This window comes from Pyxidicoccus fallax, from assembly GCF_012933655.1.
Taxonomy (GTDB): Bacteria; Myxococcota; Myxococcia; order Myxococcales; family Myxococcaceae; genus Myxococcus; species Myxococcus fallax.
The window spans coordinates 5,998-32,971 of record NZ_JABBJJ010000121.1; the positions used below are offsets into that span (position 1 = coordinate 5,998).

General features: G+C 70.3%; 1 protein-coding gene. It reads left to right on the forward strand.

The window, feature by feature from the left end:
• Window positions 1-26,974 (forward strand): non-ribosomal peptide synthase/polyketide synthase (locus HG543_RS24860; RefSeq protein ID WP_169347338.1); only part of this gene is annotated, 26,974 nt, incomplete at its 3' end.

Sequence of the window (26,974 nt, forward strand, 5' to 3'; positions counted from 1 at the left end):
ATGAAAAACGCCAAGCCCGTGTTCCCCGCCTCCACGCTGCTGGAGCTGCTCGAGGAGCGCGCCGCGCTTCGTTCCGATGCCCCGCTCTTCCACTTCGTGGAGGACACGGACGGCGACGAGAGCACCCTTCCCTATTCCGGGCTGCTGCAACGCGCCCGGTCCATTGGCGCCTGCCTCCAGCAGTTCACCCAGCCGGGCGAGCGCGCCGTCCTCCTCTACCCTCCGGGCCTCGAGTACGTCTCCGGCTTCTTCGGGTGTCTCGCCTCGGGGGTGGTCGCCGTTCCCGCGTACCCGCCGGACCCGTCGCGTCTGGAGCGCACCCTTCCGCGCCTGCGCGCCATCATCCAGGACTGCCAGGCGTCGGTGGTGCTCACCACCTCCTTCATTCTGTCGATGGCCGAGCTCCTCTTCGAGTCCGCTCCGGACTTGAGGGCGCTGCGCTGGGTGGCCACGGACGAGCTGCCCGCCGGCTCCGCGAGCGCCTGGCAGCGGCCCTCGCTGCGCCCCGACTCGCTGGCCTTCCTCCAGTACACCTCGGGCTCCACCGGTACGCCCAAGGGCGTGATGCTGTCTCACGCCAACCTGCTGCATAACCTGGAGCTGATCCACGGTGCGTTCGGCATGCACCCGGGCAGCACGGGTGTCATCTGGCTGCCGCCGTACCATGACATGGGGCTCATCGGCGGCATCCTGGGCACCCTCTACGGAGGCTTCTCCACCAGCCTCCTCTCGCCCCTCACCTTCCTGCGCCGCCCCCTGCGCTGGCTGGAGGTGCTCTCCCGCACCCAAGGCACCATCAGCGGAGGGCCCAACTTCGCCTTCGATTTGTGCGTGCGCAAGACGACCGAGGCCGAGCGCGCGGCCCTGGATTTGAGTCACTGGGAAGTGGCCTTCTGCGGCGCCGAGCCCATCCGTCCCGAGACGCTGGAGCGCTTCGCCCAGGCCTTTGCCCCCAGCGGCTTCCGTCGCGAGGCCTTCTATCCCTGCTATGGCCTGGCCGAGGGAACACTCATCGTCTCCGGCGGTGAGGTGAAGGCGCTGCCCGTGCAGCAGTCCGTGGACGTGAACCGGCTGCGCGAAGGTCGCGCCGAGCCGACCCCGCATGGGCAGCCGCACAGCCAGACCCTGGTGGGCTGCGGGCACTCGCTGCGGGAGCAGGAAGTGCGCGTGGTGCACCCGGAGACGCTCGTGCCGTGCGCTCCGGGCGAGGTGGGTGAGGTCTGGGTGAAGGGGCCGAGCGTGGCCCTGGGATATTGGGGCCGCCCCGAGGACACCGCGCGCGACTTCCAGGCGCGCACCTTGGATGGAGCGGGGCCCTTCCTGCGTACCGGGGACCAGGGCTTCCTCCAGGGCCAGGAGCTCTTCATCACCGGCCGCATCAAGGACCTCATCATCGTCCGCGGCCGCAACCACCATCCCCAGGACATCGAGCTGACGGCGGAGCATTCCAGCGCCGCGCTGAGGCCGGGGTGTGGCGCGGCCTTCTCGGTCGAGGTGGAGGGAGAAGAGCGGCTGGTGCTGGTGTACGAGGTGGACCCGCGCCAGCAGCCCGCGGCCGTGGAGGAGGTCGCGCGCGCCATCAGCCAGCAGGTGGCCACGGCGCATGAGCTGCGGCTGCATGCGCTCACCCTCATTGCTCCCGGCAGCCTGCCCAAGACGTCCAGCGGCAAGATTCAGCGCCGGGCGAGCCGCGCGGCCTTCCTCTCGGGCGAGCTGCAGGAGGTGGCCTCCTGGCGCGAGCAGCAGGCGGACCTGGCCGGGCCGCTGCCGGCCTCCAGCACGCCTCGGACGGCCGAGCCCGAGGCGGTGCCGGAGACGCCGGAAGCGATGGAGGACTGGCTGCGAATCCGTCTGGCCCGCCGGCTGAATATGGCCCCGCGTGCCGTCGAACGGGATGAGCCGCTCACCCGATACGGCATCGATTCGCTGGCCGCGGTGGAGCTGACGTACGAGGTGGAGCAGGGCCTCGGCGTCGCGCTGCCCCTGCATGTGCTGCTGAGCGGGCCCACCCTGGCCGAGCTGGCATGGCGGCTCGCCGGCGCGCGCCGGGATGCCACCGGTCCCATGCCTCGCGCCTCCCGCGAGCAGCCGCTGCCGCTGTCCTTCGCCCAGCAGCGGCTGTGGTTCCTCGACGAGCTCGAGCCGGGCAACCCGCTCTACAACATTCCCGCGGCGGTGAGGCTGCGCGGCACGCTGGACGTCGCCGCGCTGGAGCGCACCTTCGCGGAGCTGGTGCGCCGGCACGAGTCGCTGCGCACCACCGTCCACTCCGAGCAGGGAGTCGCCTCCCAGCTCATCCACCCCGAGGGCCACGTCCCCCTGGCTCGCGTGGACCTGAGCGCGCTTCCGCCCCAGCAGCGCGAGGCGGAGGTGCTGCGCCTGGCGTACGAGGAGGTGCTGCGGCCCTTCGAGCTGACGCGCGGGCCGCTGCTGCGCACCACGCTGGTGCGCCTGTCGGACTCCGAGCACGTGCTGGTGCTGTGCATGCACCACATCGTCTCCGACGGCTGGTCCATGGGCGTGCTGGTGCGCGAAGTGGCCGCCCTCTATGCCGCCTTCAGCCAGGGCCGGCCCTCGCCGCTGCCCGAGCTGCCCGTGCAGTACGCCGACTACGCCGTCTGGCAGCGCGGGTGGCTGCAGGGCGAGGAGCTGGAGCGGCAGCTGACATGGTGGAAGCAGCAACTGGCCGGGGCCCCCGCGCACCTGGAGCTGCCCACCGACAAGCCGCGTCCGCCCGTGCGCGACCGGCGCGGCGCCAGCGTCCCGGTGCACGTGCCCGCCGCCACGTGGGAGGCCCTCAAGGCCCTGGCGCAGCGCGAAGACGTCACTCCCTTCATGCTCCTGCTGGCCGCCTTCCAGGTGCTGCTGCACCGTCACTCGGGCCAGGAGGACATCAGCGTCGGCTCGCCCATCGCCGGCCGTTCCCGCCCCGAGACGCAGGACCTCATCGGCTTCTTCGTCAATACGCTGGTGCTGCGCACGCGCCTGGAGGGCAACCCGTCCTTCCGCGAGCTGCTGCGGCAGGTGCGCGAAACCACGCTGGGCGCGTTTGCCCACCAGGATGTGCCCTTCGAGAAGCTGGTGGAGCAGCTGCGGCCCGAGCGTGACCTCGGCCGGAGCCCGCTCTTCCAGGTCATGCTCGTCCTCCAGCCGGACCCGCTGCCCGGACTCTCCCTTCCCGGGCTGACGCTGGAATCCGTGGAGTTGGAGAGCCGGACCTCGCGGTTCGATCTCAACCTCGCCCTCTCCGAGTCCGCTCAGGGACTGGCGGGCTCGCTGGAGTACCCCACCGACCTCTTCGAGTCGGCCACCATGGTGCGCCTCGTGGGGCACCTGCATCAGTTGCTGCAGGGTGTTCTCGCCCACCCCGAGCAGCGCATCGCCGAGCTGCCGCTGCTCTCCGAAACCGAGCGTCAGCAGGTGCTCGTCGAGTGGAATGACACCCGCGCGCCCCTGGCCGTGGACACCTGCATCCACCACCTCTTCGAGGCACAGGTGGCTCGCACGCCGGATGCGCCCGCCATTGGTTTCGAGGACGCGTGGCTCACCTACCGGGAGCTGGAGGAACGCTCCAACCAGCTCGCCTGGCACCTGCGCTCGCTGGGCGTCGGGCCCGAGGTGCGCGTCGGCCTGTGCGCCGAGCGCTCCCTGGAGCTGGTGGTGGGCCTGTTCGCCATCCTCAAGGCCGGCGGCGCCTACGTCCCGCTCGACCCGTCCTACCCTCGTCAGCGCCTGGAGTGGATGCTGGAGGACGCGCGTCCCGCCGTGCTTCTGGCACAACCCGCCCTGCTGACTCGCTTGCCGGAGACGCCGGGGGCCACCGTGGTGGCCCTGAATGACGAGGCGCTGCGAGGCCAGCCCACGCGCGCGCCCGCGCCGCTGGCCACCCCGGACTCGCTGGCCTACGTCATCTTCACCTCGGGCTCCACCGGCCGCCCCAAGGGCGCCATGAATGCCCACCGCGCCGTCGTCAACCGCCTGCTCTGGATGCAGCAGGCTTATGGCCTCTCAGGCCAAGACGTGGTGCTGCAGAAGACGCCCTATAGCTTCGACGTCTCCGTCTGGGAGTTCTTCTGGCCGTTGATGACGGGGGCGCGGCTGGTGCTTGCCCGGCCCGGTGGCCACCAGGAGCCCGACTACCTGGTGCGCCTCATCGCCGAGCAGCGCGTCACCACGCTGCACTTCGTGCCCTCCATGCTCCAGGTCTTCCTGGAGGAGCCGGAGCTGGAGCGGTGCGCGTCGCTGCAGCGCGTGGTGTGCAGTGGCGAGGCCCTCTCCGCCGAGCTGGCTCAGCGCTGCCTACAGCGACTGCCCGGTGTGGGCCTGCACAACCTCTACGGCCCCACCGAGGCCGCCGTCGACGTCACCGCCTACCCGTGCGTGCTCGAGGACTCCCACCGCACGGTGCCCATCGGCCGTCCCATCGCCAATACGTCCATCCGCATCCTCGACGCGCACCTGCGCCCGGTGCCGGTGGGCGTGCCCGGCGAGCTCTTCATCGGTGGCGTCCAGGTGGGCCGCGGCTATCTGGCCCGGCCCGAGCTCACCGCCGAGCGCTTCATCCCCGACCCCTTCTCTTCCGAGCCGGGGGCTCGCCTCTACCGCACCGGCGACAAGGCGCGCTGGCTGGCCGACGGCCATATCGAGTACCTGGGCCGGCTCGACTTCCAGGTGAAGGTGCGCGGCCTGCGCATCGAACTGGGTGAAATCGAAGCGGCCTTGGAGCAGCACCCGCAGGTGCGTCAGGCCGTGGTGGTGGTGCGCGAAGACGCCACCGGCGACAAGCGGCTGGTGGCCTACGTGGTGCCGCCCTCGGGCGCACAGCCTCCGTCCACCCCGGAGGTGCGCGACTTCCTGAAGGCGAAGCTGCCCGAGTACATGGTGCCCTCGGCCTTCGTCCCCCTGGAGGCCCTGCCCCTCAACTCCAGCGGCAAGCTCGACAGGAAGGCCCTGCCCGCGCCGGACCTCTCCCGCTCCGAGCTGAGGCCCGCCTATGTCGCGCCTCGCAATGACGTGGAGCAGCGGCTGTGTGACATCTGGGCGCAGGTGCTCGGTCTGAAGCAGGTGGGCATCCACGACAACTTCTTCGAGCTGGGTGGCGACTCCATCATCAGCCTCCAGGTCGTCGCCCGCGCACGTCAAGCCGGCCTCTCCCTGTCCGTCCGCCAGCTCTTCCAGCACCAGACGGTGGCGCAGCTGGCCCTCGTGGTGAAGTCCGCCTCCGCGACGCTCGCCGAGCAGGGGCCTGTCACCGGCCAGGTGCCCCTCACGCCCGTCCAGCTCCAGCTGCTGCGGCACGACCCGGCGCACGCGTACCACTTCAACCAGTCCGTGCTCCTGGCCTCACGTGAGCCGCTGGAGCCCGCCCGCTTGCAGAAGGCTCTCGCGCACGTGGTGGCCCACCACGATGCGCTCCGCCTGCGCCTGCGTCAGCACGAGGGCGCGTGGTTGCAGGAGAACGTCAGTCCCGACGAGGCGCCCTTCCACCTGCTCCAGGTGGACCTCTCCTCCACGCCCACCTCCGAGCAGTCCGCCGCCCTCGAAGCCGAGGCCTCGCGGCTCCAGGCCAGCTTCGTCCTGGCGCAGCCGCCCCTGCTGCGCGCCGCGCTCTTCCATCTCGGCAACGGCCAGCAGCGGCTCCTCCTCGTGGCGCATCACCTGGTGGTGGATGCCGTCTCCTGGCGTGTGATTCTCGAGGACCTCGAGTCCGCCTACCTCCAGGAGACGCTCCCGCCCAAGAGCACCTCGTTCCAGTCCTGGGCTCGCCGTCTGCAGGCCCAGGCCCACTCCGAGTCGCTCTCCTCCGAGGCCGCCCTCTGGTGGGATGAGTCCCGTGCGCAGGTGGCCCCGCTCCCCACCGACGCCTCGGGTCCCAACACCCACGCTTCCACGCGTTCCGTCTCCGTCTCCCTGGATGCCGAGGAGACGAAGCTGCTGCTCCAGGAAGTGCCCACCGCCTGGCGCGCGCACATCAACGATGTGCTGCTCACCGCCCTGGCCCGGGCCCTTTCCGAGTGGACCGGCCAGTCGCGAGTCCTCGTCCACCTGGAGGGCCACGGTCGCGAGGAGCTCTTCGACGACGTGGACCTGTCTCGCACCGTGGGGTGGTTCACCTCCTTCACGCCCGTGCTGCTGCCCGTTCCCGAGGGCGGCTCCATCGGCGACGGCCTGCGCGCGGTGCGCGACTCGCTGCGCCGTCTGCCCCACCACGGCATTGGATTCGGCCTGCTGAAGTGGCTCGGGCCGACGGACCTCTCCGAGCGGCTCCAGGCCCTGCCCGTGCCGCAGGTGGCCTTCAACTACCTCGGTCAGCTCGACGCCTCGGCTTCCTCCAACCGCCTCTTCTCGCTGACCTCCGAGTCCTCCGGCGCCACCTGCGCGCCCGAGGGCACGCGGATGCATGCGCTGGACATCAACGGCTCGGTGCTCGGTGGGCAGCTCCAGCTCTCCTTCGGTTACAGCACCCACCTGCACCACGCGGCCACCATCGAGTCGCTGGCCGGACGCTTCCTGCACCACCTGCGCGCCCTCATCTCCCTGCGCGCTTCCGAGGACGCCCGCCGCTTCTCCCCGGGGGACTTCCCGCTCGCGGCATTGTCCCAGCAGTCGCTGGACTCGCTGCTGCGGCGGACCGGGCCCGACGTCGAGGACATCTACCCGCTCTCTCCCACCCAGCAGGGCATGTTGTTCCACGCCCTGCTCTCGCCGGAGTCCACCGTCTATTTCATGCAGCACTCCTGGGCCATCCACTCCGCCCTGGACGTCGCTGCCCTCCGTCAGGCCTGGCAGTCCACCGCCGAGCGCACTCCCGTCCTGCGCACCTCCTTCCACTGGAAGGACCTCGACGCGCCCCTCCAGGTGGTCCACTCGCGCCTGCCCTGCGCCTTCGAGGTGCTCGACTGGCGCTCCCTCTCCGCTTCCGAGCAGCACGAGCGCTACCAGCAAGTCCTCCTCGAGGAGCGACGACGCGGCTTCGACTTCAGCCATGCGCCCCTCATGCGCATGGTGGCCTTCCGTCTCCAGGAGGACGTCTGGCGCCTCCACTGGAGCCACTCGCACCTGTTGCTGGACGGCTGGAGCCTCGGCCTGGTGCTCCAGGAGTTCTTCTCCCTCTACGACACCTGTCTCTCCGCTCGGTCCGCGCCGCCCGCCGCGCGCCCGCCCTTCCGCGACTACATCGCGTGGCTGCGCCAGCGTGACGACTCCGCCGACGCTTCGTTCTGGCGCGCCTACCTCTCCGACTTCACCGCTCCCACGCCCCTTCCGGCCGACACCCATTCCGCGCCCACACCGGGACAGGTCCCCACCCACCCCATCCACGAGCTTCTCCTGTCCGCGGAGGCCACCGCCTCCCTGCAGGAGCTTTCGCGCCGGCACCAGGTCACCCTCAACACCCTGGCCCTCGCCTCGTGGGCGCTCGTCCTCTCGCGCTACTCCGGCGAGCACGATGTCGTCTTCGGCTCCACCTTCTCCGGCAGGCCTCCGGAGTTGCCCGGGGCCGGTTCCATGGTGGGCCTCTTCATCAACTCACTGCCCACCCGTATCCGCGTCCCCGCGGGCAAATCGCCCCTGCTGCCCTGGCTCCAGTCGCTCCAGGCCGAGCAGCTCGAGCTGCGCCAGTACGAGCACTCCCCGCTCGTCCAGGTCCAGTCCCTGAGCCAGGTGCCTCGCGGCGCCGCCCTCTTCGAGTCCCTGCTGGTCGTCGAGAACTACCCCATCGACGCGTCACTGCGGCAGCGCACCTCCTTCCTCGACGTGCGCGAGGCCATCGCCGTCGAGCGCTCCAACTATCCCCTCGCTCTCGCCGTCATCCCCGGTACCTCGACGGTGCGGCTGCTGCTCTCGCACGACGAGCCCCGCTTCCCCGCCGCCGCCATGCAGCGGCTGCTCTCGCACTGGCGCACCGCCCTCGAGGGCCTCGTGGCCCGGCCCGGGGCGTGCCTGGACGACATCGCGCTGCTCTCCGACTCCGAGCGCCGCCTCGTGCTGGAGGAGTGGAGCCGCACGCCGGGCAGCGTCCCCCAGAAGCCCGTCCACCGGCTCATCGAGGCCCACGCCCGCCTCACTCCGGACGCGCCCGCCGTCCGCTTCGGCGACGAGACGCTCACCTACGACGAACTCAACACGCGCGCCAACCAGCTTGCCCGCCACCTGCGCCGCCTCGGTGTCGGTCCCGAGGTCCTCGTCGCCATCTGCCTCGAGCGCTCCGTCGAGCTCGTCGTCTCCATGCTCGCCGTCCTCAAGGCCGGCGGCGCCTGGCTCTCGCTGGACCCTTCGCTTCCCTCCGAGCGCCTGGACTTCATCGCCTCCAACGCGCTCTCGCCCGTCCTCCTCACGCATTCGTCCCTGGAGCACCTGCTCGACCGGCGGGGCTATGTCTTCCTCGTCGACGAGCACGCGGAGCGCATCGAGCGGGAGTCCACCGACGACCTCGACGCCGAGGCGCACGCCGGCAACCTCGCCTACGTCATCTACACCTCCGGCTCCACGGGCCGTCCCAAGGGCACCCTGCTGACGCACGGCGGCCTGGCCAACACCGCGCAGGCCGCGGCGCTCGCTCACGGCTATGCGCCCGGCAGCCGCGTGCTCCAGTTCGCCAGCACCAGCTTCGACGCCTCCGTCTGCGAGGTGTTCTCCACCCTCGTCGCGGGCGCCTGCCTGGTCCTCGCGTCCCAGCAGCAGCTGCTCCCCAGCGAGCCCCTGCGCTCGCTCCTGCGGGAGCAATCCATCTCCGCCGTGACGCTCACCCCCTCCGTGCTCGCCCAGCTCGAGCCCGAGGGGTTGCCCGACCTGCGAACCGTCATCTCCGCCGGCGAGGCCTGCTCGCCCGAGCTCGCGCGGCGCTGGAGCCAGGGGCGCACCCTGCTCAATGCCTACGGCCCCACGGAAGTCACCATCTGCGCCACCATCAGCGGCCCGGTGGACGCGCGGCGACTGAGCATTGGCCGCGCCCTGCCCGACGTCCAGGTGTACGTGCTCGACGAGCACATGCGCCCCGTGCCGGTGGGTGTCACCGGTGAGCTGTACGTCGGCGGCGCGGGGCTGGCCCGCGGCTACCTCGGCCTGCCCGCGCTCACCGCCGAGCGCTTCGTTCCGCACCCCTTCGCCACCACTCCGGGTGAGCGCCTCTATCGCACCGGTGACAAGGTGCGCTGGATGCCCCACGGCGAGCTGGAGTTCCTCGGCCGCCTGGACGAGCAGTTGAAGCTGCGCGGCTTCCGCATCGAACCTGGCGAAGTGGAGATGGTGCTGCGCGAGCAGCCCTCCGTGCGCGAGGCCCTCGTGGTGCTGCGCGAGGACGTGCCCGGGGACAGGCGCCTCGTGGCCTACGTGCTGCCCCAGTCCGACGCCGAGGTGGACCCCCAGTCCCTGCGCGCCGCCCTGCTGGCGCGTCTGCCCGAGTACATGGTGCCCTCGGCCTTCGTCTCCCTGGAGGCCCTGCCCCTGACGAGCAGCGGCAAGGTGGACAAGAAGGCCCTGCCGGCCCCGTCCGGTTCCGCCGCCGCCGCGGCTTCCGAGTACGCCGCTCCACGCACCGACACCGAGATGCGCCTGGCCTCCATCTGGCGCGAGGTGCTCCACGTCGAGCAGGTCGGTCTCTTCGACGAGTTCATGTCCCTCGGCGGCCACTCCCTGCTGGCCACCCAGGTCGTCTCCCGCATCCGCGCCTCCTTCGGCGTGGAGTTGCCCCTTCGCACCCTCTTCGAGGCCGCCACGCTCGAAGCGCTCGCCCAGGCCATTGACGCCTTCCCGCGCTCCACGTCGGCGTCCGCCCTGCCACCCCTGCATCCCGTCCCGCGCGAGCAGCCGCTGCCGCTGTCCTTCGCCCAGCAGCGGCTGTGGTTCCTCGACGAGCTCGAGCCGGGCAACCCGCTCTACAACATGCGCGCGGCGGTGCGGCTGCGTGGCACGCTGGACATCGCCGCGCTGGAGCGCACCTTCGCGGAGCTGGTGCGCCGGCACGAGTCGCTGCGTACCACCGTCCACTCCGAGCAGGGAGTCGCCTCCCAGCTCATCCACCCCGAGGGCCACGCCCCCCTGGCTCGCGTGGACCTGAGCGCGCTTCCGCCCCAGCAGCGCGAGGCGGAGGTGCTGCGTCTGGCATACGAGGAGGTGCTGCGGCCCTTCGAGCTGACGCGTGGGCCGCTGCTGCGCACCACGCTGGTGCGCCTGTCGGACTCCGAGCACGTGCTGGTGCTGTGCATGCACCACATCGTCTCCGACGGCTGGTCCATGGGCGTGCTGGTGCGCGAAGTAGCCGCCCTCTATGCCGCCTTCAGCCAGGGCCGGCCCTCGCCGCTGCCCGAGCTGCCCGTGCAGTACGCCGACTACGCCGTCTGGCAGCGCGGGTGGCTGCAGGGCGAGGAGCTGGAGCGGCAGCTGACATGGTGGAAGCAGCAGCTGGCCGGGGCCCCCGCGCACCTGGAGCTGCCCACCGACAAGCCGCGTCCGCCCGTGCGCGACCGGCGCGGCGCCAGCGTCCCGGTGCACGTGCCCGCCGCCACGTGGGAGGCCCTCAAGGCCCTGGCGCAGCGCGAAGACGTCACTCCCTTCATGCTCCTGCTGGCCGCTTTCCAGGTGCTGCTGCACCGCCACTCGGGTCAGGAGGACATCAGCGTCGGCTCGCCCATTGCCGGCCGCCGTCTGGCAGAGCTCGAAGGCATCATCGGCTTCTTCATCAATACGCTGGTGCTGCGCACGCGCCTGGAGGGCAACCCGTCCTTCCGCGAGCTGCTGCGGCGGGTGCGTGAAACCACGCTGGGCGCGTTTGCCCACCAGGATGTGCCCTTCGAGAAGCTGGTGGAGCAGCTGCGGCCCGAGCGTGACCTCGGCCGGAGCCCGCTCTTCCAGGTCATGCTCGTCCTCCAGGCCGACCCGCTTCCCGGTCACTCCCTGCCAGGGTTGACGCTGGACCCCATGGACCTGGAGAGCCGGACCTCGCGGTTCGATCTCCACCTCGCCTTCTCCGAGTCCGCCCAGGGGCTGACCGGCGAACTGGAGTACCCCACCGACCTCTTCGAGTCGGCCACCATGGTGCGCCTCGTGGGGCACCTGCATCAGTTGCTGCAGGGCATTCTCGCCCAGCCCGAGCAGCGCATCGCCGAGCTGCCGCTACTCCCCGAGACCGAGCGTCAGCAGGTGCTCGTCGAGTGGAATGACACGGCCGCTGAGTTCCCGGCTGATACCTGCATCCACCACCTCTTCGAGGCCCAGGTGGCTCGCACGCCGGATGCGCCCGCCATTGGTTTCGAGGGCGTGTGGCTCACCTACCGGGAGCTGGAGGAGCGCTCCAACCAGCTCGCCTGGCACCTGCGCTCGCTGGGCGTCGGGCCCGAGGTGCGCGTCGGCTTGTGCGCCGAGCGCTCCCTGGAGCTGGTGGTAGGCCTGTTCGCCATCCTCAAGGCCGGCGGCGCCTACGTCCCGCTTGACCCGTCCTATCCCCGTCAGCGCCTGGAGTGGATGCTGGAGGATGCGCGTCCCGCCGTCCTCCTCGCCCAGCCCTCGCTCCTCTCGCGTCTGCCCGAAACGCCTGACGCATCCGTGGTGCCGCTGGCCCTGAATGACGAGGCGCTGCGAGGCCTGCCCACGCACGCGCCCGCGCCGCTGGCCACCCCGAACTCGCTGGCCTACGTCATCTTCACCTCGGGCTCCACCGGCCGCCCCAAGGGCGCCATGAATGCCCACCGCGCCGTCGTCAACCGCCTGCTCTGGATGCAGCAGGCCTATGGCCTCTCAGCCCAGGACGTCGTGCTGCAGAAGACGCCCTATAGCTTCGACGTCTCCGTCTGGGAGTTCTTCTGGCCGTTGATGACGGGCGCCCGCCTGGTGCTCGCGCGCCCTGGCGGCCACCAGGAGCCCGACTACCTGGTGCGCCTCATCGCCGAGCAGCGCGTCACCACGCTGCACTTCGTGCCCTCCATGCTCCAAGTCTTCCTGGAGGAGCCGGAACTGGAGCGGTGCGCGTCGCTGCGGCGCGTGGTGTGCAGTGGCGAGGCTCTCTCCGCCGAGCTGGCTCAGCGCTGCCTGCAGCGACTGCCCGGTGTGGGCCTGCACAACCTCTACGGCCCCACCGAGGCCGCCGTCGACGTCACCGCCTTCCACTGCCTGCCTGAAGAGGAACGCCGCTCCATTCCCATCGGCCGTCCCATCGCCAATACGTCCATCCGCATTCTCGACGCGCACCTGCGTCCGGTGCCGGTGGGCGTGCCCGGTGAACTCTTCATCGGTGGCATCCAGGTGGGCCGCGGCTATCTGGCCCGGCCCGAGCTCACCGCCGAGCGCTTCATCCCCGACCCCTTCTCTTCCCAGCCCGGTGCCCGTCTCTACCGCACCGGCGACAAGGCGCGCTGGCTGGCCGACGGCCATATCGAGTACCTGGGCCGGCTCGACTTCCAGGTGAAGGTGCGCGGCCTGCGCATCGAGCTGGGTGAAATCGAAGCCGCGCTGGAGCAGCACTCCCAGGTGCGTCAGGCCGTGGTGGTGGTGCGCGAAGACGCCACCGGCGACAAGCGGCTGGTGGCCTACGTGGTGCCGCCCTCGGGCGCACAGCCTCCATCCACCACCGAGGTGCGCGACTTCCTGAAGGCGAAGCTGCCCGAGTACATGGTGCCCTCGGCCTTCGTCACCCTGGAGACCCTGCCCCTCAACTCCAGCGGCAAGCTCGACAGGAAGGCCCTGCCCGCGCCGGACGCATCACTGGCGACCCGCGCCGAGTACGTCGCGCCTCGCAACGAGGTGGAGCAGCGGCTGTGTGACATCTGGGCGCAGGTGCTCGGCCTGAAGCAGGTGGGCATCCACGACAACTTCTTCGAGCTGGGTGGTGACTCCATCATCAGCCTCCAGGTTGTCGCTCGGGCGCGGCAGGCAGGCCTAGTGCTCGCCACCCGTCAGCTCTTCCAGCACCAGACGGTGGCGCAGCTGGCCCTCGTGGTGAAGTCCGCCTCCGCGACGCTCGCCGAGCAGGGCCCGGTCACCGGCCCGGTGCCCCTCACGCCCGCCCAGCTCCAGCTGCTGCGGCACGACCCGGCGCACGCGTACCACTTCAACCAGTCCGTGCTCCTGGCCTCACGTGAGCCGCTGGAGCCCGCCCGCCTGGAGAAGGCTCTCGCGCACGTGGTGGCCCACCACGATGCGCTCCGCCTGCGCCTGCATCAGCACGACGGCGAGTGGCTGCAGGACAACACCCGCCTCGACGAGGCTTCCGTCCACCTGCTCCAGGTGGACCTCTCCTCCACGCCCGCCTCCCAGCAGTCCGCCGCGCTCGAAGCCAAGGCCTCGCGGCTCCAAGCCAGCTTCGTCCTGGCGCAGCCGCCCCTGCTGCGCGCCGCCCTCTTCCACCTCGGCAACGGCCAGCAGCGGCTGCTGCTCATCGCCCATCACCTCGTCATCGACGCGGTCTCCTGGCGCGTGCTGCTGGAGGACCTCGAGTCCGCCTACCAGCATCCCGCGGTGACGCTGCCGGCGAAGACGACCTCGTTCCAGGCCTGGGCTCGTCACCTTCACGAGTACGCTCGCTCCAAGGCGCTCTCCTCCGAGGTTTCCTTCTGGCTGGACGAGGCCCGCGCTCGGGTGGCGCCGCTGCCCACCGACGCTTCCGGCCCCAATACCTACGCCTCCACACGCTCCGTCTCCGTCTCCCTCGAGGCCGAGGAGACGCGACTGCTGCTCCAGGAGGTGCCCACCGCCTGGCGCGCCCACATCAACGAGGTGCTGCTCACGGCCCTGACCCAGGCCGTCTCCGAATGGACGGGCCAGGCCGGAGTGCTCGTCGACCTGGAAGGCCACGGCCGCGAGGAACTCTTCAGCGACGTGGATGTCTCGCGCACCGTGGGGTGGTTCACCTCCTTCACCCCCGTGCTGCTGCCCACGCGCGGTTCCATCGGCGACGGCCTGCGCGCCGTGCGTGATTCGCTGCGCCGGCTGCCCCACCATGGCATCGGCTTCGGCCTGCTGAAGTGGCTCGGGCCGACGGATATCTCCGAGCGGCTCCAGGCGCTGCCCGCGCCCCAGGTGGTCTTCAACTACCTCGGCCAGCTCGACGCTTCGGTGGCATCCAGCCGCCTCTTCTCCCTGAGCAGCGAGTTCGCTGGCGACCAGACCGCGCCTTCCGGCTCACGTCCACACGTGCTGGAGGTCAACGGCTCGGTACTCGGTGGGCAGCTCCAGCTTTCCTTCGGCTACAGCACCCACCTGCACCACGCGGCCACCATCGAGTCGCTCGCCCAGCGCTTCCTGCACCACCTGCGCGCCCTCATCTCCCTGCGCGCTTCCGAAGACGCCCGCCGCTTCTCTCCCGGCGACTTCCCCCTCGCCTCCCTCTCGCAGCAGGCGCTCGACACCGTGCTGCGGCAGGCCGGCTCCGACGTCGAGGACCTCTACCCGCTCTCTCCCACCCAGCAGGGCCTGCTCTTCCACTCCCTGCTGTCTCCCTCCTCTTCCACCTACTTCCAGCAGCTCTCCTGGACGGTCACCTCGGCGCTGGACCTGACGGCCTTCCTGCGCGCGTGGAAGGCGTGCCTCCAGCGCCACACCCTCCTGCGCTCTTCCTTCCACTGGGAGGGGCTCGACACACCGCTCCAGGTGGTCCACTCCCAGGTGGAGCTGCCCTTCGAGATGCTCGACTGGAGTGGGGACTCCGCTTCCGAGCAACACACCCGCTTCGAGCAATTGCTGCTCGACGACCAGAAGCGCGGCTTCGAACTGCGCCGCGCTCCCCTCATGCGCTTGACGGCCGTGCGTCTGGCGGATGATTGCGTGCGCTTCCTCTGGAGCCACCATCACCTGCTGCTGGATGGCTGGAGCCTCGGCCTGCTCATCAGCGAGGTCTTCTCCCTCTACGAGGCCTTCCGCTCCAGCTCCACGCCCCGGCTTTCCGGCGCGCTGCCCTTCCGCGACTACATCGCCTGGCTGCAGCGCCGCGACGCTTCCGGCGACGAGGCCTTCTGGCGCTCCTACCTGGGAGGGTTCTCCGCCCCGACACCTCTGCCCACGGACACCCATTCCGCACCGCCGCGAGGCCAGTCCGCCGAGCACCTCACCCTCGAATCGGGCCTCTCCACCGAGGACACCGCCGCCCTGCAGTCCTTCGCCCGTCAGCACCAGATGACGCTGCACACGTTGGCACTTGCTTCCTGGGGGCTCGTCCTCTCCCACTACTCGGGTGAGCAGGACGTCGTCTTCGGCAACACCGTCGCGGGCCGTCCTCCCGAGCTGCCCGGCTCCGACACCCTGGTCGGCATCTTCATCAACACCCTGCCCGCTCGCGTCCGCGTGCCGTCGACCTCCTCGGCCCTCGGTCCCTGGCTTCAGTCGCTCCAGGCCCAGCAACTCGAGCTGCGCCAGTACGAGCACTCTCCGCTCGTCCAGGTCCAGTCCTTCAGCGCTCTTCCCCCCGGCACCCGGCTCTTCGACTCGCTGCTCGTCTTCGAGAACTATCCCCTCGACGCAGCACTGTCGGGTTCGACCTCCTCGCTCGGGGTGAAGGACGTTCAGGGCTACGAGCACACCAACTACCCGCTCACCCTTTCCGTCCTCCCGGGCCAGTCCCTGCGCCTGCGGGCCGCCTTTGACTCGCCCCGCTTCGAGCCCGCGTCCATCCAGCGGCTGCTCGAGCACTGGCGTCGGGCCCTGCTCTCCCTGGCTGACGCCTCCCGCCTGAACGACGTCACCCTGCTCACCCAGGCCGAGCGTCAGCAGGTGCTCGTCGAGTGGAATGACACGGCCACTGAGTTCCCGGCCGATACCTGCATTCACCACCTCTTCGAGCAGCAGGTGGCGCGCACACCGGATGCGCCCGCCCTCGGCTTCGAGGGCGCGTGGCTCACCTACCGGGAGCTGGAGGAACGCTCCAACCAGCTCGCGTGGCACCTGCGCTCGCTGGGCGTCGGCCCCGAGGTGCGCGTCGGCTTGTGCGCCGAGCGCTCCCTGGAGCTGGTGGTGGGCCTGTTCGCCATCCTCAAGGCCGGCGGCGCCTATGTGCCTCTCGACCCGTCCTACCCCCGTCAGCGCCTGGAGTGGATGCTGGAGGACGCGCGTCCCGCCGTCCTCCTCGCCCAGCCCTCGCTCCTCTCGCGTCTGCCGCAAACGCCTGACGCATCCGTGGTGCCGCTGGCCCTGAATGGCGAGGCGCTGCGCGCTCTGCCCACGCACGCGCCCGCGCCGCTGGCCACCCCGGACTCGCTCGCCTACGTCATCTTCACCTCGGGCTCCACCGGCCGCCCCAAGGGCGCCATGAATGCCCACCGCGCCGTCGTCAACCGCCTGCTCTGGATGCAGCAGGCCTATGGCCTCTCGGCCCAGGACGTCGTGCTGCAGAAGACGCCCTATAGCTTCGACGTCTCCGTCTGGGAGTTCTTCTGGCCGTTGATGACGGGCGCCCGCCTGGTGCTCGCGCGCCCTGGCGGCCACCAGGAGCCCGACTACCTGGTGCGCCTCATCGCCGAGCAGCACGTCACCACGCTGCACTTCGTGCCCTCCATGCTCCAGGTCTTCCTGGAGGAGCCGGAACTGGAGCGGTGCGCGTCGCTGCGGCGCGTGGTGTGCAGTGGCGAGGCCCTCTCCGCCGAGCTGGCGCAGCGCTGCCTGCAGCGACTGCCCGGCGTGGGCCTGCACAACCTCTACGGCCCCACCGAGGCCGCCGTCGACGTCACGTCCTACGCGTGCGTGCTCGAGGACTCCCACCGCACGGTGCCCATCGGCCGCCCCATCGCCAATACCTCCATCCGCATCCTCGACGCGCACCTGCGTCCGGTGCCGGTGGGCGTGCCCGGCGAGCTCTTCATCGGTGGCGTCCAGGTCGGTCGCGGCTACCTCGCCCGGCCCGAGCTCACCGCCGAGCGCTTCATCCCCGACCCCTTCTCTTCCGAGCCGGGTGCCCGTCTCTACCGCACCGGCGACAAGGCGCGCTGGCTGGCCGACGGCCATATCGAGTACCTGGGCCGACTCGACTTCCAGGTGAAGGTGCGCGGCTTGCGCATCGAGCTGGGCGAAATCGAAGCGGCCCTGGAGCAGCACCCGCAGGTGCGTCAGGCCGTGGTGGTGGTGCTTGAAGACGCCTCGGGCGACAAGCGGCTGGTGGCCTACGTGGTGCCGCCCTCGGGCGCACAGCCTCCGTCCACCCCGGAGGTGCGCGACTTCCTGAAGGCGAAGCTGCCCGAGTACATGGTGCCCTCGGCCTTCGTCCCCCTGGAGGCCCTGCCCCTCAACTCCAGCGGCAAGCTCGACAGGAAGGCCCTGCCCGCGCCGGACGCCGCGCTCTCCACCCGCGCCGAGTACCTCGCGCCTCGCGGCGAGACGGAGCAGCGCCTCGCTTCCCTCTGGAGCGAGGTGTTGCGCGTCGAGAAGGTGGGCGTCCACGACAACTTCTTCGAGCTCGGCGGCCACTCGTTGCTGGCCACCCAGGTCGCCTCTCGCATCCGCGCCACCTTCGGCGTGGACCTGCCTCTTCCCACCCTTTTCGAGGCTCCTACCCTCGAAACCCTTGCCGCCTCCATCGACGCTCTCGCGCGTGAGGCGCTTGGGGCGAAGCTGCCTCCCCTGCGGCCCGTGGAGAGGACGGGCGCGCTGCCGCTGTCCTTCGCTCAGCAGCGGTTGTGGTTCCTCGACCAGCTCATCCCCGACAGCGCGCTCTACAACATGCCCGCGCCGCTACGCCTGGAAGGCTCGCTGGATGTCGCCGCCCTGGAGCGCAGCCTCTCCGAGTTGATGCGCCGCCATGAAGTGCTGCGCACCTCATTCCCTTCTGACGCCGGTCAGCCCCTGCAGGCCATCGCGCCTCCCGCGCCCTTGCCCTTGGAGCGCGTGGACCTGAGCGCCCTGCCCACCAAGGAGCGTGAAGCCGAGGCCCACCGACTCATCGAGACCGAGTGCCGCAAGCCCTTCTCGCTCGCTCGCGGCCCCCTGCTGCGTGCCCTGCTGTTGAAGCTGGCCGACACCGAGCACGTGCTGGTGCTCAACCTGCACCACATCGTCTCCGATGGCTGGTCCATGGGCGTGCTGGTGCGTGAGGTGGCCGCGCTCTACGAGGCCTTCTCGCAGGGCCAGCCTTCGCCCCTGCCCGAGCTGTCCGTGCAGTACGCCGACTTCGCCGCCTGGCAGCGCCAGTGGCTCCAGGGGGAAGCGCTGGAGGCCCAGCTCTCCTACTGGCGCCAGCAGCTCGCCGGTGCGCCGCGAGTGCTGGAGCTGCCCACCGACAGGCCCCGCCCGGCAGTGCAGTCCTACCGCGGCGCCCTCCTCTCGCGGCTCATGCCTCAGGCGCTCTCCCAGGCGCTTCAGAGGCTCTGCCAGCGCGAGGGCGTCACGTCCTTCATGGCGCTGCTGGCCGGCTTCCAGGCCCTGCTGTCGCGCTACTCCGGGCAGACGGATGTCGTCGTGGGTACCGACATCGCCGGCCGGACCCACGCCGACACCGAGGGCCTCATCGGCTTCTTCGTCAACCAGCTCGTCATGCGCGGCGACCTCTCGGGAGACCCCACCTTCCGCGAGTTGCTGGGTCGCACGCGCCAGATGGCGCTGGGCGCCTATGCGCACCAGGACGTGCCCTTCGAAGAGCTGGTGCGCGTGCTCAATCCCGAGCGCAGCCTTGCCCACGCGCCGCTGTTCCAGGTGAAGCTCGTTCTTCAGAACGCTCCCGCTACGGAGCTGAAGCTGCCGGACCTCGCCCTGCGAAGCGTGGAGGGCAACGCGGGCGTCGCGAAGTTCGACCTCGCGATTTCCATTCAGGAGACGCCCGAAGGCCTGGCCTGTCTCGCCGACTACAGCACCGACCTGTACGACGCGGACACGATGGCCCGGATGCTGGAGCACCTGCAGGTGATGCTGGAGGCGGCTGTCGCCAAGCCCGACATGCGCCTGTCCGCCCTGCCCCTGCTCTCCGAGGCCGGTCGCCGCCAGGTGCTGGTGGAGTGGAACGACACGGCCGCCGACTTCCCGGCCACCTCCTGCATCCACCACCTCTTCGAGCAGCAGGTGGCCCTGCGCCCCGACGCCATCGCCGTCGAGTTCGGTGACTCCCTCCTCACCTACCGGCAGCTCGACGCGCGCGCCAACCAGCTCGCTCACCACCTGCGCTCCCTGGGCGTCGGCCCCGATTGCCTCGTCGCCCTGTGCCTGGAGCGCTCGCTGGAGCTCATCGTCTCGCTGCTGGCCATCCTCAAGGCCGGGGGCGCCTACCTCCCTCTCGACGCCTCCTATCCCGCCCAGCGTCTGGCCTTCATGCTGGAGGACGCGCCCGCTCGCCTCCTGCTCACCTCGCGCGCCCTGCTCTCGAAGCTGTCCGTCTCCGAGCTCCTCCCCTCGCTCTGCCTCGAGGAGCTGAGCCTCGACGCGCTGCCTACCTCCCCTCCGGCCTCCGGCGTCTCCTCCCGCCACCTGGCCTACGTTGACTTCACCTCCGGCACCACCGGCCGGCCCAAAGGCGTCGCCATCGAGCACCGCGGCGTCATGCGCCTGCTGCACGGCGCCAAGTACGCCCACCTGGGCCCGGAGGAGACCTTCCTCCTCATCGCCCCCATCTCCTTCGACGCCTCCACCCTCGAAGTCTGGGGCCCGCTGCTGTTCGGTGGCCGCCTCGTCGTCTTCCCGCCCCAGTCGCCCAGCGATTTGGAACTGCTGAGCACCGTCCTCCAGCGCCACCGCGTCACCACGCTGCACCTGACGGCGGGCCTGTTCTCCCAGGTGGTGGAGCACAAGCCCGAGGCGCTGCGCGGTGTCCGGCAGCTTCTCACCGGCGGCGACGTCGTCTCCGCGCCGCACGTGCGACGCGTGGTGGAGGAGCTGGGGATTGCGGTGACGGCCTGCTACGGCCCCACCGAGTCCACCCTCTTCACGTCCACGCACCGCATGATGGACGTGGCCCACGTGGGGGCCTCCATCCCCATCGGTACCCCCATCGCCAACACCCAGGTGTACCTGCTGGACGCATACCTCCAGCCAGTGCCCGCGGGCATTCCCGGAGAGCTGTTCATCGGCGGCGATGGCCTGGCGCGCGGCTACCTCTCCCGTCCGGACCTCACCGCCGAGCGCTTCATCCCGAACCCCTTCAGCGCCATCCCGGGCGAGCGCCTCTACCGCACCGGCGACCTGGCCCGATGGAGCGCCGAGGGCGTGCTGGAGTTCCTCGGCCGCCGCGACAACCAGGTGAAGGTGCGCGGCTACCGCATCGAGCTCGCCGAGGTGGAGGCCGCCCTGCTGGCGCACGCCGCCGTGCACGAGACCGTGGCCCTCGTGCGCGAGGACGTGCCCGGCGACAAGCGCCTGGTGGCCTATGTCGTCGCTCAGGCGGACCAGTCCCTCGATGTGGGCTCGCTGCGCTCCTTCCTCCAGCAGCGGGTGCCCGAGTTCATGGTGCCCTCGGCCTTCGTCGCCCTGGAGGCCCTGCCCCTCTCCGACAATGGGAAGGTCGACAGGAAGGCCTTGCCCGCGCCGGACGCCGCGCTCGCGGCCCGCGCCGGGTACGTCGCGCCCCGGAACGACGTGGAGCAGCGCCTGTGCGACATCTGGTCCCTCATTCTGGGCCGGAAGCAGGTGGGCATCCACGACAACTTCTTCGAGCTGGGTGGCGACTCCATCATCAGCATCCAGGTCGTCGCCCATGCGCGGCGGGCGGGCCTCGTACTCGCCACCCGTCAGCTCTTCCAGCACCAGACGGTGGCCGAGCTCGCCCTCGTCGTGAAGTCCACCTCCGAGGCATTGGGTGAGCAGGGCCCCGTCACCGGCCCGGTGCCCCTCACGCCCGTCCAGCTCCAACTGCTGGCGCTCGACGCCGCGCACGCCCACCACTTCAACCAGGCGGTGCTCCTGGCGTCCCGCGAGCCTCTGGAGCCCGCTCGCCTGGAGAAGGCCCTCGCGCACGTGGTGGCCCACCACGATGCCCTCCGCCTGCGCTTCCGACAGCACGACGGGCAATGGCATCAGGAGAACGCAACCCCCGAGGAGGCACCCTTCCACCTGCTCCAGGTGGACCTCTCCTCCACACCCGCTTCCGAGCAGCCCGCTGCCCTCGAAGCCGAGGCCTCGCGTCTGCAGGCCAGCTTCGTCCTCTCCCAGCCTCCCCCGCTGCGCGCCGCCCTCTTCCACCTCGGCAACGGCCAGCAGCGCCTGCTGCTCGTCGTTCACCACCTCGTCGTCGATACCGTCTCCTGGCGCGTGATGCTGGAGGACCTCGAGTCCGCCTACCAGCAGCTCCAGCAAGGCCCTGCCGCCTCGTTGCCGGCGAAGACGACCTCGTTCCAGGCCTGGGCTCGCCGCCTTCAGGCTCATGCCCACTCCGAGTCCCTGCTGGCCGAGGCTCCTCTCTGGCTGGACGAGGCCCGTGCACGGGTGGCGCCGCTACCCACCGACGCTTCCGGCCCCAACACCTACGCCTCCGCGCGCTCCGTCTCCGTCTCCCTCGAGGCCGAGGAGACGCGGCTGCTGCTCCAGGAGGTGCCCACCGCCTGGCGTGCCCACATCAACGAGGTGCTGCTCACGGCCCTGACCCAGGCCGTCTCCGAATGGACGGGCCAGGCCGGAGTGCTCGTCGACCTGGAAGGCCACGGCCGCGAGGAACTCTTCAGCGACGCGGATGTCTCGCGCACCGTGGGGTGGTTCACCTCCCTCACGCCCGTGCTGCTGCCCGTGCCCGAAGGCGCTTCCGTCGGCGACGGCCTGCGCGCCGTGCGTGATTCGCTGCGCCGGCTGCCCCACCATGGCATCGGCTTCGGCCTGCTGAAGTGGCTCGGGCCGACGGATATCTCCGAGCAGCTCCAGGCGCTGCCCGCGCCCCAGGTGGCCTTCAACTACCTTGGCCAGCTCGATGCCGCGGCCGCCTCCAGCCGCCTCTTCTCCCTGAGCAACGAGCCCGCCGGCTCCTCCGTTTCGCCTGTGGGCTCGCGGCAGCATGTCCTGGAGATCAACGGCTCCGTCTTCCAGAGCCGCCTGCAGTTCGTCTTCGGCTACAGCGCTCACCTGCACCACGCGGCCACCATCGAGTCGCTCGCCCAGCGCTTCCTGCACCACCTGCGCGCGCTCATCTCCCTGCGTGCTTCCGAGGACGCCCGCCGCTTCTCTCCGGGGGATTTCCCCCTCGCCTCCCTCTCGCAGCAGGCACTCGACACCGTGCTGGGACAGGCTGGCTCCGACGTCGAGGACCTCTACCCGCTTTCTCCCACCCAGCAGGGTCTGCTCTTCCACTCCCTGCTGTCTCCCTCCTCCTCCGCCTACTTCGAGCAGATCTCCTGGACGGTCACCTCCGCGCTGGACCTGCCCGCGTTCCTGCGCGCGTGGAAGGTCTGCCTCCAGCGCCACACCCTCCTGCGCTCCTCCTTCCACTGGGAGGGGCTCGACACGCCGCTGCAGGTGGTTCACTCCCAGGTGGAGCTGCCCTTCGAGCAGCTCGATTGGAGCACCCTGCCCGCGGATGAGCAGCAGGCCCGCTTCGAGCAACTCCTCCGCGACGACCAGAAGCGCGGCATCGAGCTGCGCCGCGCGCCGCTGGTGCGGCTGACGGCCATCCGCCTCGCGGATGATTCCGTGCGCTTCCTCTGGAGCCACCACCACCTGCTGCTGGATGGCTGGAGCCTCGGCCTGCTCATCAGCGAGGTGTTCTCCCTCTACGAGGCCTTCCGCTCCGGCTCCGCGCCCCGGCTCTCCGGCACGCGGCCCTTCCGCGACTACATCGCCTGGTTGCAGCGCCGCGACGCTTCCGGCGACGAGGCCTTCTGGCGCTCCTACCTGGAGGGCTTCACTGCGCCCACGCCGCTCCCGGCGGACACCCACGCCACGGCGCTTCGAGATCAGCCTACCGAGCACCTCACCCTCGAATTGGGGCTCTCGGCTGAAGCCACGGCCTCCTTGCAGGCCCTGGCCCGCCAGCATCAGGTGACGCTGCACACGCTCGCCCTGGCCTCCTGGGGCTTCGTCCTCTCCCACTACTCGGGTGAGCAGGACGTCGTCTTCGGCAACACCGTCGCGGGCCGTCCTCCCGAGCTGCCCGGCTCCGACACCCTGGTCGGCATCTTCATCAACACCCTGCCCGCTCGCGTCCGCGTGCCGTCGGCCTCCTTGGCTCTCGGGCCCTGGCTCCAGTCGCTCCAGGCCCAGCAGCTCGAGCTGCGCCAGTTCGAGCACTCTCCGCTCGTCCAGATTCAATCGTTCAGCCAGGTGCCTCGGGGCGCCTCGCTCTTCGACTCGCTGCTCGTCTTCGAGAACTATCCCCTCGACGCTTCGCTGTCGGGTTCGACCTCGTCGCTCCAGGTGACGGATGTCCAAGGCCGCGAGCGCACCAACTACCCGCTCACGCTCTCCGTCCTCCCCGGCCAGTCCCTGCGCCTGCGAGCCGCCTTTGATTCGCCCCGCTTCGAGCCCGCGTCCATGCAGCGACTGCTTGAGCACTGGCGCCAGGCCCTGCTCTCGCTGACCTCGACCGCCCGGCTGAGCGACATCTCCCTGCTCTCCGAGGCCGAGCGCCAGCAGGTGCTGGTGCAGTGGAATGACACCCGCGCGCCCCTGGCGGTGGACACCTGCATCCACCATCTCTTCGAGGCGCAGGTGGCTCGCACACCGGATGCGCCCGCTCTCGCCTTCGAGGGCGCGTGGCTCTCCTTCCGCGAGCTCGACACGCGCGCCAACCAGCTCGCGTGGCACCTGCGCTCGCTGGGCGTTGGCCCCGAGGTGCGCGTCGGCCTGTGCGCCGAGCGCTCCCTGGAGCTGGTGGTGGGCCTGTTCGCCATCCTCAAGGCCGGCGGCGCCTACGTCCCGCTCGACCCGTCCTACCCCCGTCAGCGCCTGGAGTGGATGCTGGAGGACGCACGTCCCGCCGTCCTCCTCGCCCAGCCCTCGCTCCTCTCGCGTCTGCCGGAAACGCCTGACGCATCCGTGGTGCCGCTGTCCCTGAACGACGAGGCGCTGCGCAGCCCGCCCACGCACGCGCCCGTGCCGCTGGCCACCCCGGACAACCTCGCCTACGTCCTCTTCACCTCGGGCTCCACCGGCCGTCCCAAGGGCGTCATGGTCGAGCACCGCTCGGTGCTCAACCTCCACCGCGCCTTGCGCGAGTCCGTCTACGCCGGCCTGCCTCCGGGTTCGCGCGTCACCCTCAATGCTCCGCTGGCCTTCGACGCTTCCGTCCAGCAGCTCGTCCAACTCCTCGACGGTCACTGCCTCTTCATCGTCCCTGATGCACTCCGCAGGGATCCGCGCGCCCTCGTTGACTGGCTGGCCCGGCACGAGGTCCAGGCGCTCGACTGCACGCCTTCGTTGCTGCGGCTGTTGCTGCAGGAAGACCTGCTGGAGGGGGCCCAGCACCTCCAACTGCTGGTGCCCGGAGGCGAGGCCCTCGACGAGGCCACGTGGCAGCAGCTCGCCGCGTCCGAGCGCACCCGCACCTTCAACGTCTATGGCCCCACCGAGGCCACGGTTGATTCCACGACCTTCCGTCTGAGGCCCGGCACCCGTCCCACCCTGGGCGGGCCCCTTTCCAACGTCCACGCCTACGTGCTGGATGCGCGCCTCCAGCCCGTACCGGTGGGCGTCCCCGGCGAGCTGTTCATCGGCGGCGCTGGCCTGACGCGTGGCTACTTCGGCCGCCCGGAGCTGACGGCGGAGCGCTTCATCCCCAACCCCTTCGCCTCCGAGCCCGGGCAGCGCCTCTACCGCACCGGCGACAAGGCGCGCTGGCAGGCCGACGGCACCCTCGAGTACCTGGGCCGGCTCGACTTCCAGGTGAAGGTGCGTGGCTTCCGCATCGAGCTGGGTGAAATCGAAGCGGCGCTCGCCTCCCATCCTTCGGTGCGCGAAAGCGTGGTGGTGGTGCGCGAGGACTCCCCGGGCGATGCGCGTCTGGTGGCCTACCTCGTGCCGTCATCGGGTGCGCACGCCTCCGCGACCCACGACGTCCGCGACGTCCTGAAGACGAAGCTGCCCGAGTACATGGTGCCCTCGGCCTTCGTCACCCTGGAGGCCCTGCCCCTCAACTCCAGTGGCAAGCTCGATAGAAAGGCCCTGCCGCCTCCCGGTCTCCAGGGACAGGAGGAGCGCGGCTCCTACGTCGCCCCGCGCACGCCCACCCAGCAGCTCCTGTCCGACCAATGGAGCCTGCTGCTGGGGCTGACACGCGTCGGAGCCCGCGACAACTTCTTCGAGCTCGGCGGCCACTCGCTGCTGGCCACCCAGGTCACTTCTCGCATCCGCGCCACCTTTGGCGTGGACCTGCCCATCAGCGCCCTCTTCGAGACTCCCACCATCGAGGCCCTCGCGGCTTCCATCGATGCCCTCGCGCGTGAGGGTGGCGGCGTGAAGATGCCTCGCTTCCAGCCCGTGGAAAGGAGCGGCGCGCTGCCGCTGTCCTTCGCCCAGCAGCGGCTGTGGTTCCTCGACCAGCTCATCCCCGACAGCGCGCTGTACAACATGCCCGTGCCGCTGCGCCTGGAGGGCTCTCTCGACACCGAGACCCTGGAGCGCAGCCTGACGGAGCTGGTGCGCCGTCACGAGGTGCTGCGTACCTCCTTCCCCGCTGACGCCGGTCAGCCCCTGCAGGTCATCGCTCCTCCCGCGCCCCTCCCCCTGGAGCGTGTGGACCTGAGCGCCTTGCCCGCCGAGGCGCGCGAGACCGAAGCCCGCCGGCTCGTCGAGGCCGAGTGCCGCAAGCCCTTCTCACTCGCTCGCGGCCCCCTGCTGCGTGCCCTGCTGTTGAAGCTGGCCGACACCGAGCATGTGCTGGTGCTCAACATGCACCACATCATCTCCGATGGTTGGTCCATGGGTGTGGTGGTGCGTGAAGTCGCGGCGCTCTATGAGGCCTTCTCACAAGGCCAGCCTTCGCCCCTGCCCGAGCTGCCCGTGCAGTACGCCGACTTCGCCGCCTGGCAGCGCCAGTGGCTCCAGGGCGAGGCCCTCGAAGCTCAGTTCTCCTACTGGCGCCAGCAGCTCGCCGGTGCGCCGCGAGTGCTGGAGCTGCCCACCGACAGGCCCCGCCCGGCAGTGCAGTCCTACCGCGGCGCCACCCTCTCGCGGCTCATGCCCGCGACTGTGTCCAAGGCGCTCCAGGCGCTCTGCCAGCGCGAGGGCGTCACCTCCTTCATGGCGCTGCTGGCCGGCTTCCAGGCCCTGCTGTCGCGCTACTCCGGGCAGACGGATGTCGTCGTCGGTACCGACATCGCTGGCCGCACCCATGCCGACACCGAGGGGCTCATCGGCTTCTTCGTCAACCAGCTCGTCATGCGTGGGGACCTCTCCGGAGACCCCACCTTCCGCGAGCTGCTGGGCCGCACGCGCCAGGTGGCGCTGGGCGCCTATGCGCATCAGGACGTGCCCTTCGAAGAGCTGGTGCGCGTGCTCAACCCCGAGCGCAGCCTTGCTCACGCGCCGCTGTTCCAGGTGAAGCTCGCGCTTCAGAACGCTCCCGCTACGGAGCTGAAGCTGCCGGGTCTCGCCCTGCGAAGCGTGGAGAGCGACACAGGCACCGCGAAGTTCGACCTGACGCTCTCCATCCAGGAAACGCCCGAGGGCCTGGCCTGCCTCGCCGACTACAGCACCGACCTGTTCGACGCGGACACGATGGCTCGGATGCTGGAGCACCTGCAGGTGCTGATGGAGGCGGCTGTCTCCAGACCCGACACGCGCCTGTCGTCCCTGCCTCTGCTCACCGAGGCGGAGCGTCGCCAGCTACTGGTGGAGTGGAATGACACGGCCACCGACTTCCCGGCCGAGGCCTGCATCCACCACCTCTTCGAGCAGCAGGTGGCCCGCACTCCCGACGCGCCCGCCCTCGGCTTCGAGGACGCGTGGCTCACCTACCGGGAGCTCGACGCGCGTGCCAATCAGCTCGCGTGGCACCTGCGCTCGCTGGGCGTTGGCCCCGAGGTGCGCGTGGGCCTGTGCGCCGAGCGCTCCCTGGAGCTGGTGGTGGGCCTGTTCGCCATCCTCAAGGCTGGCGGCGCCTACGTCCCTCTCGACCCGTCCTACCCTCGCGAGCGTCTGGCGTGGATGCTCGAGGACG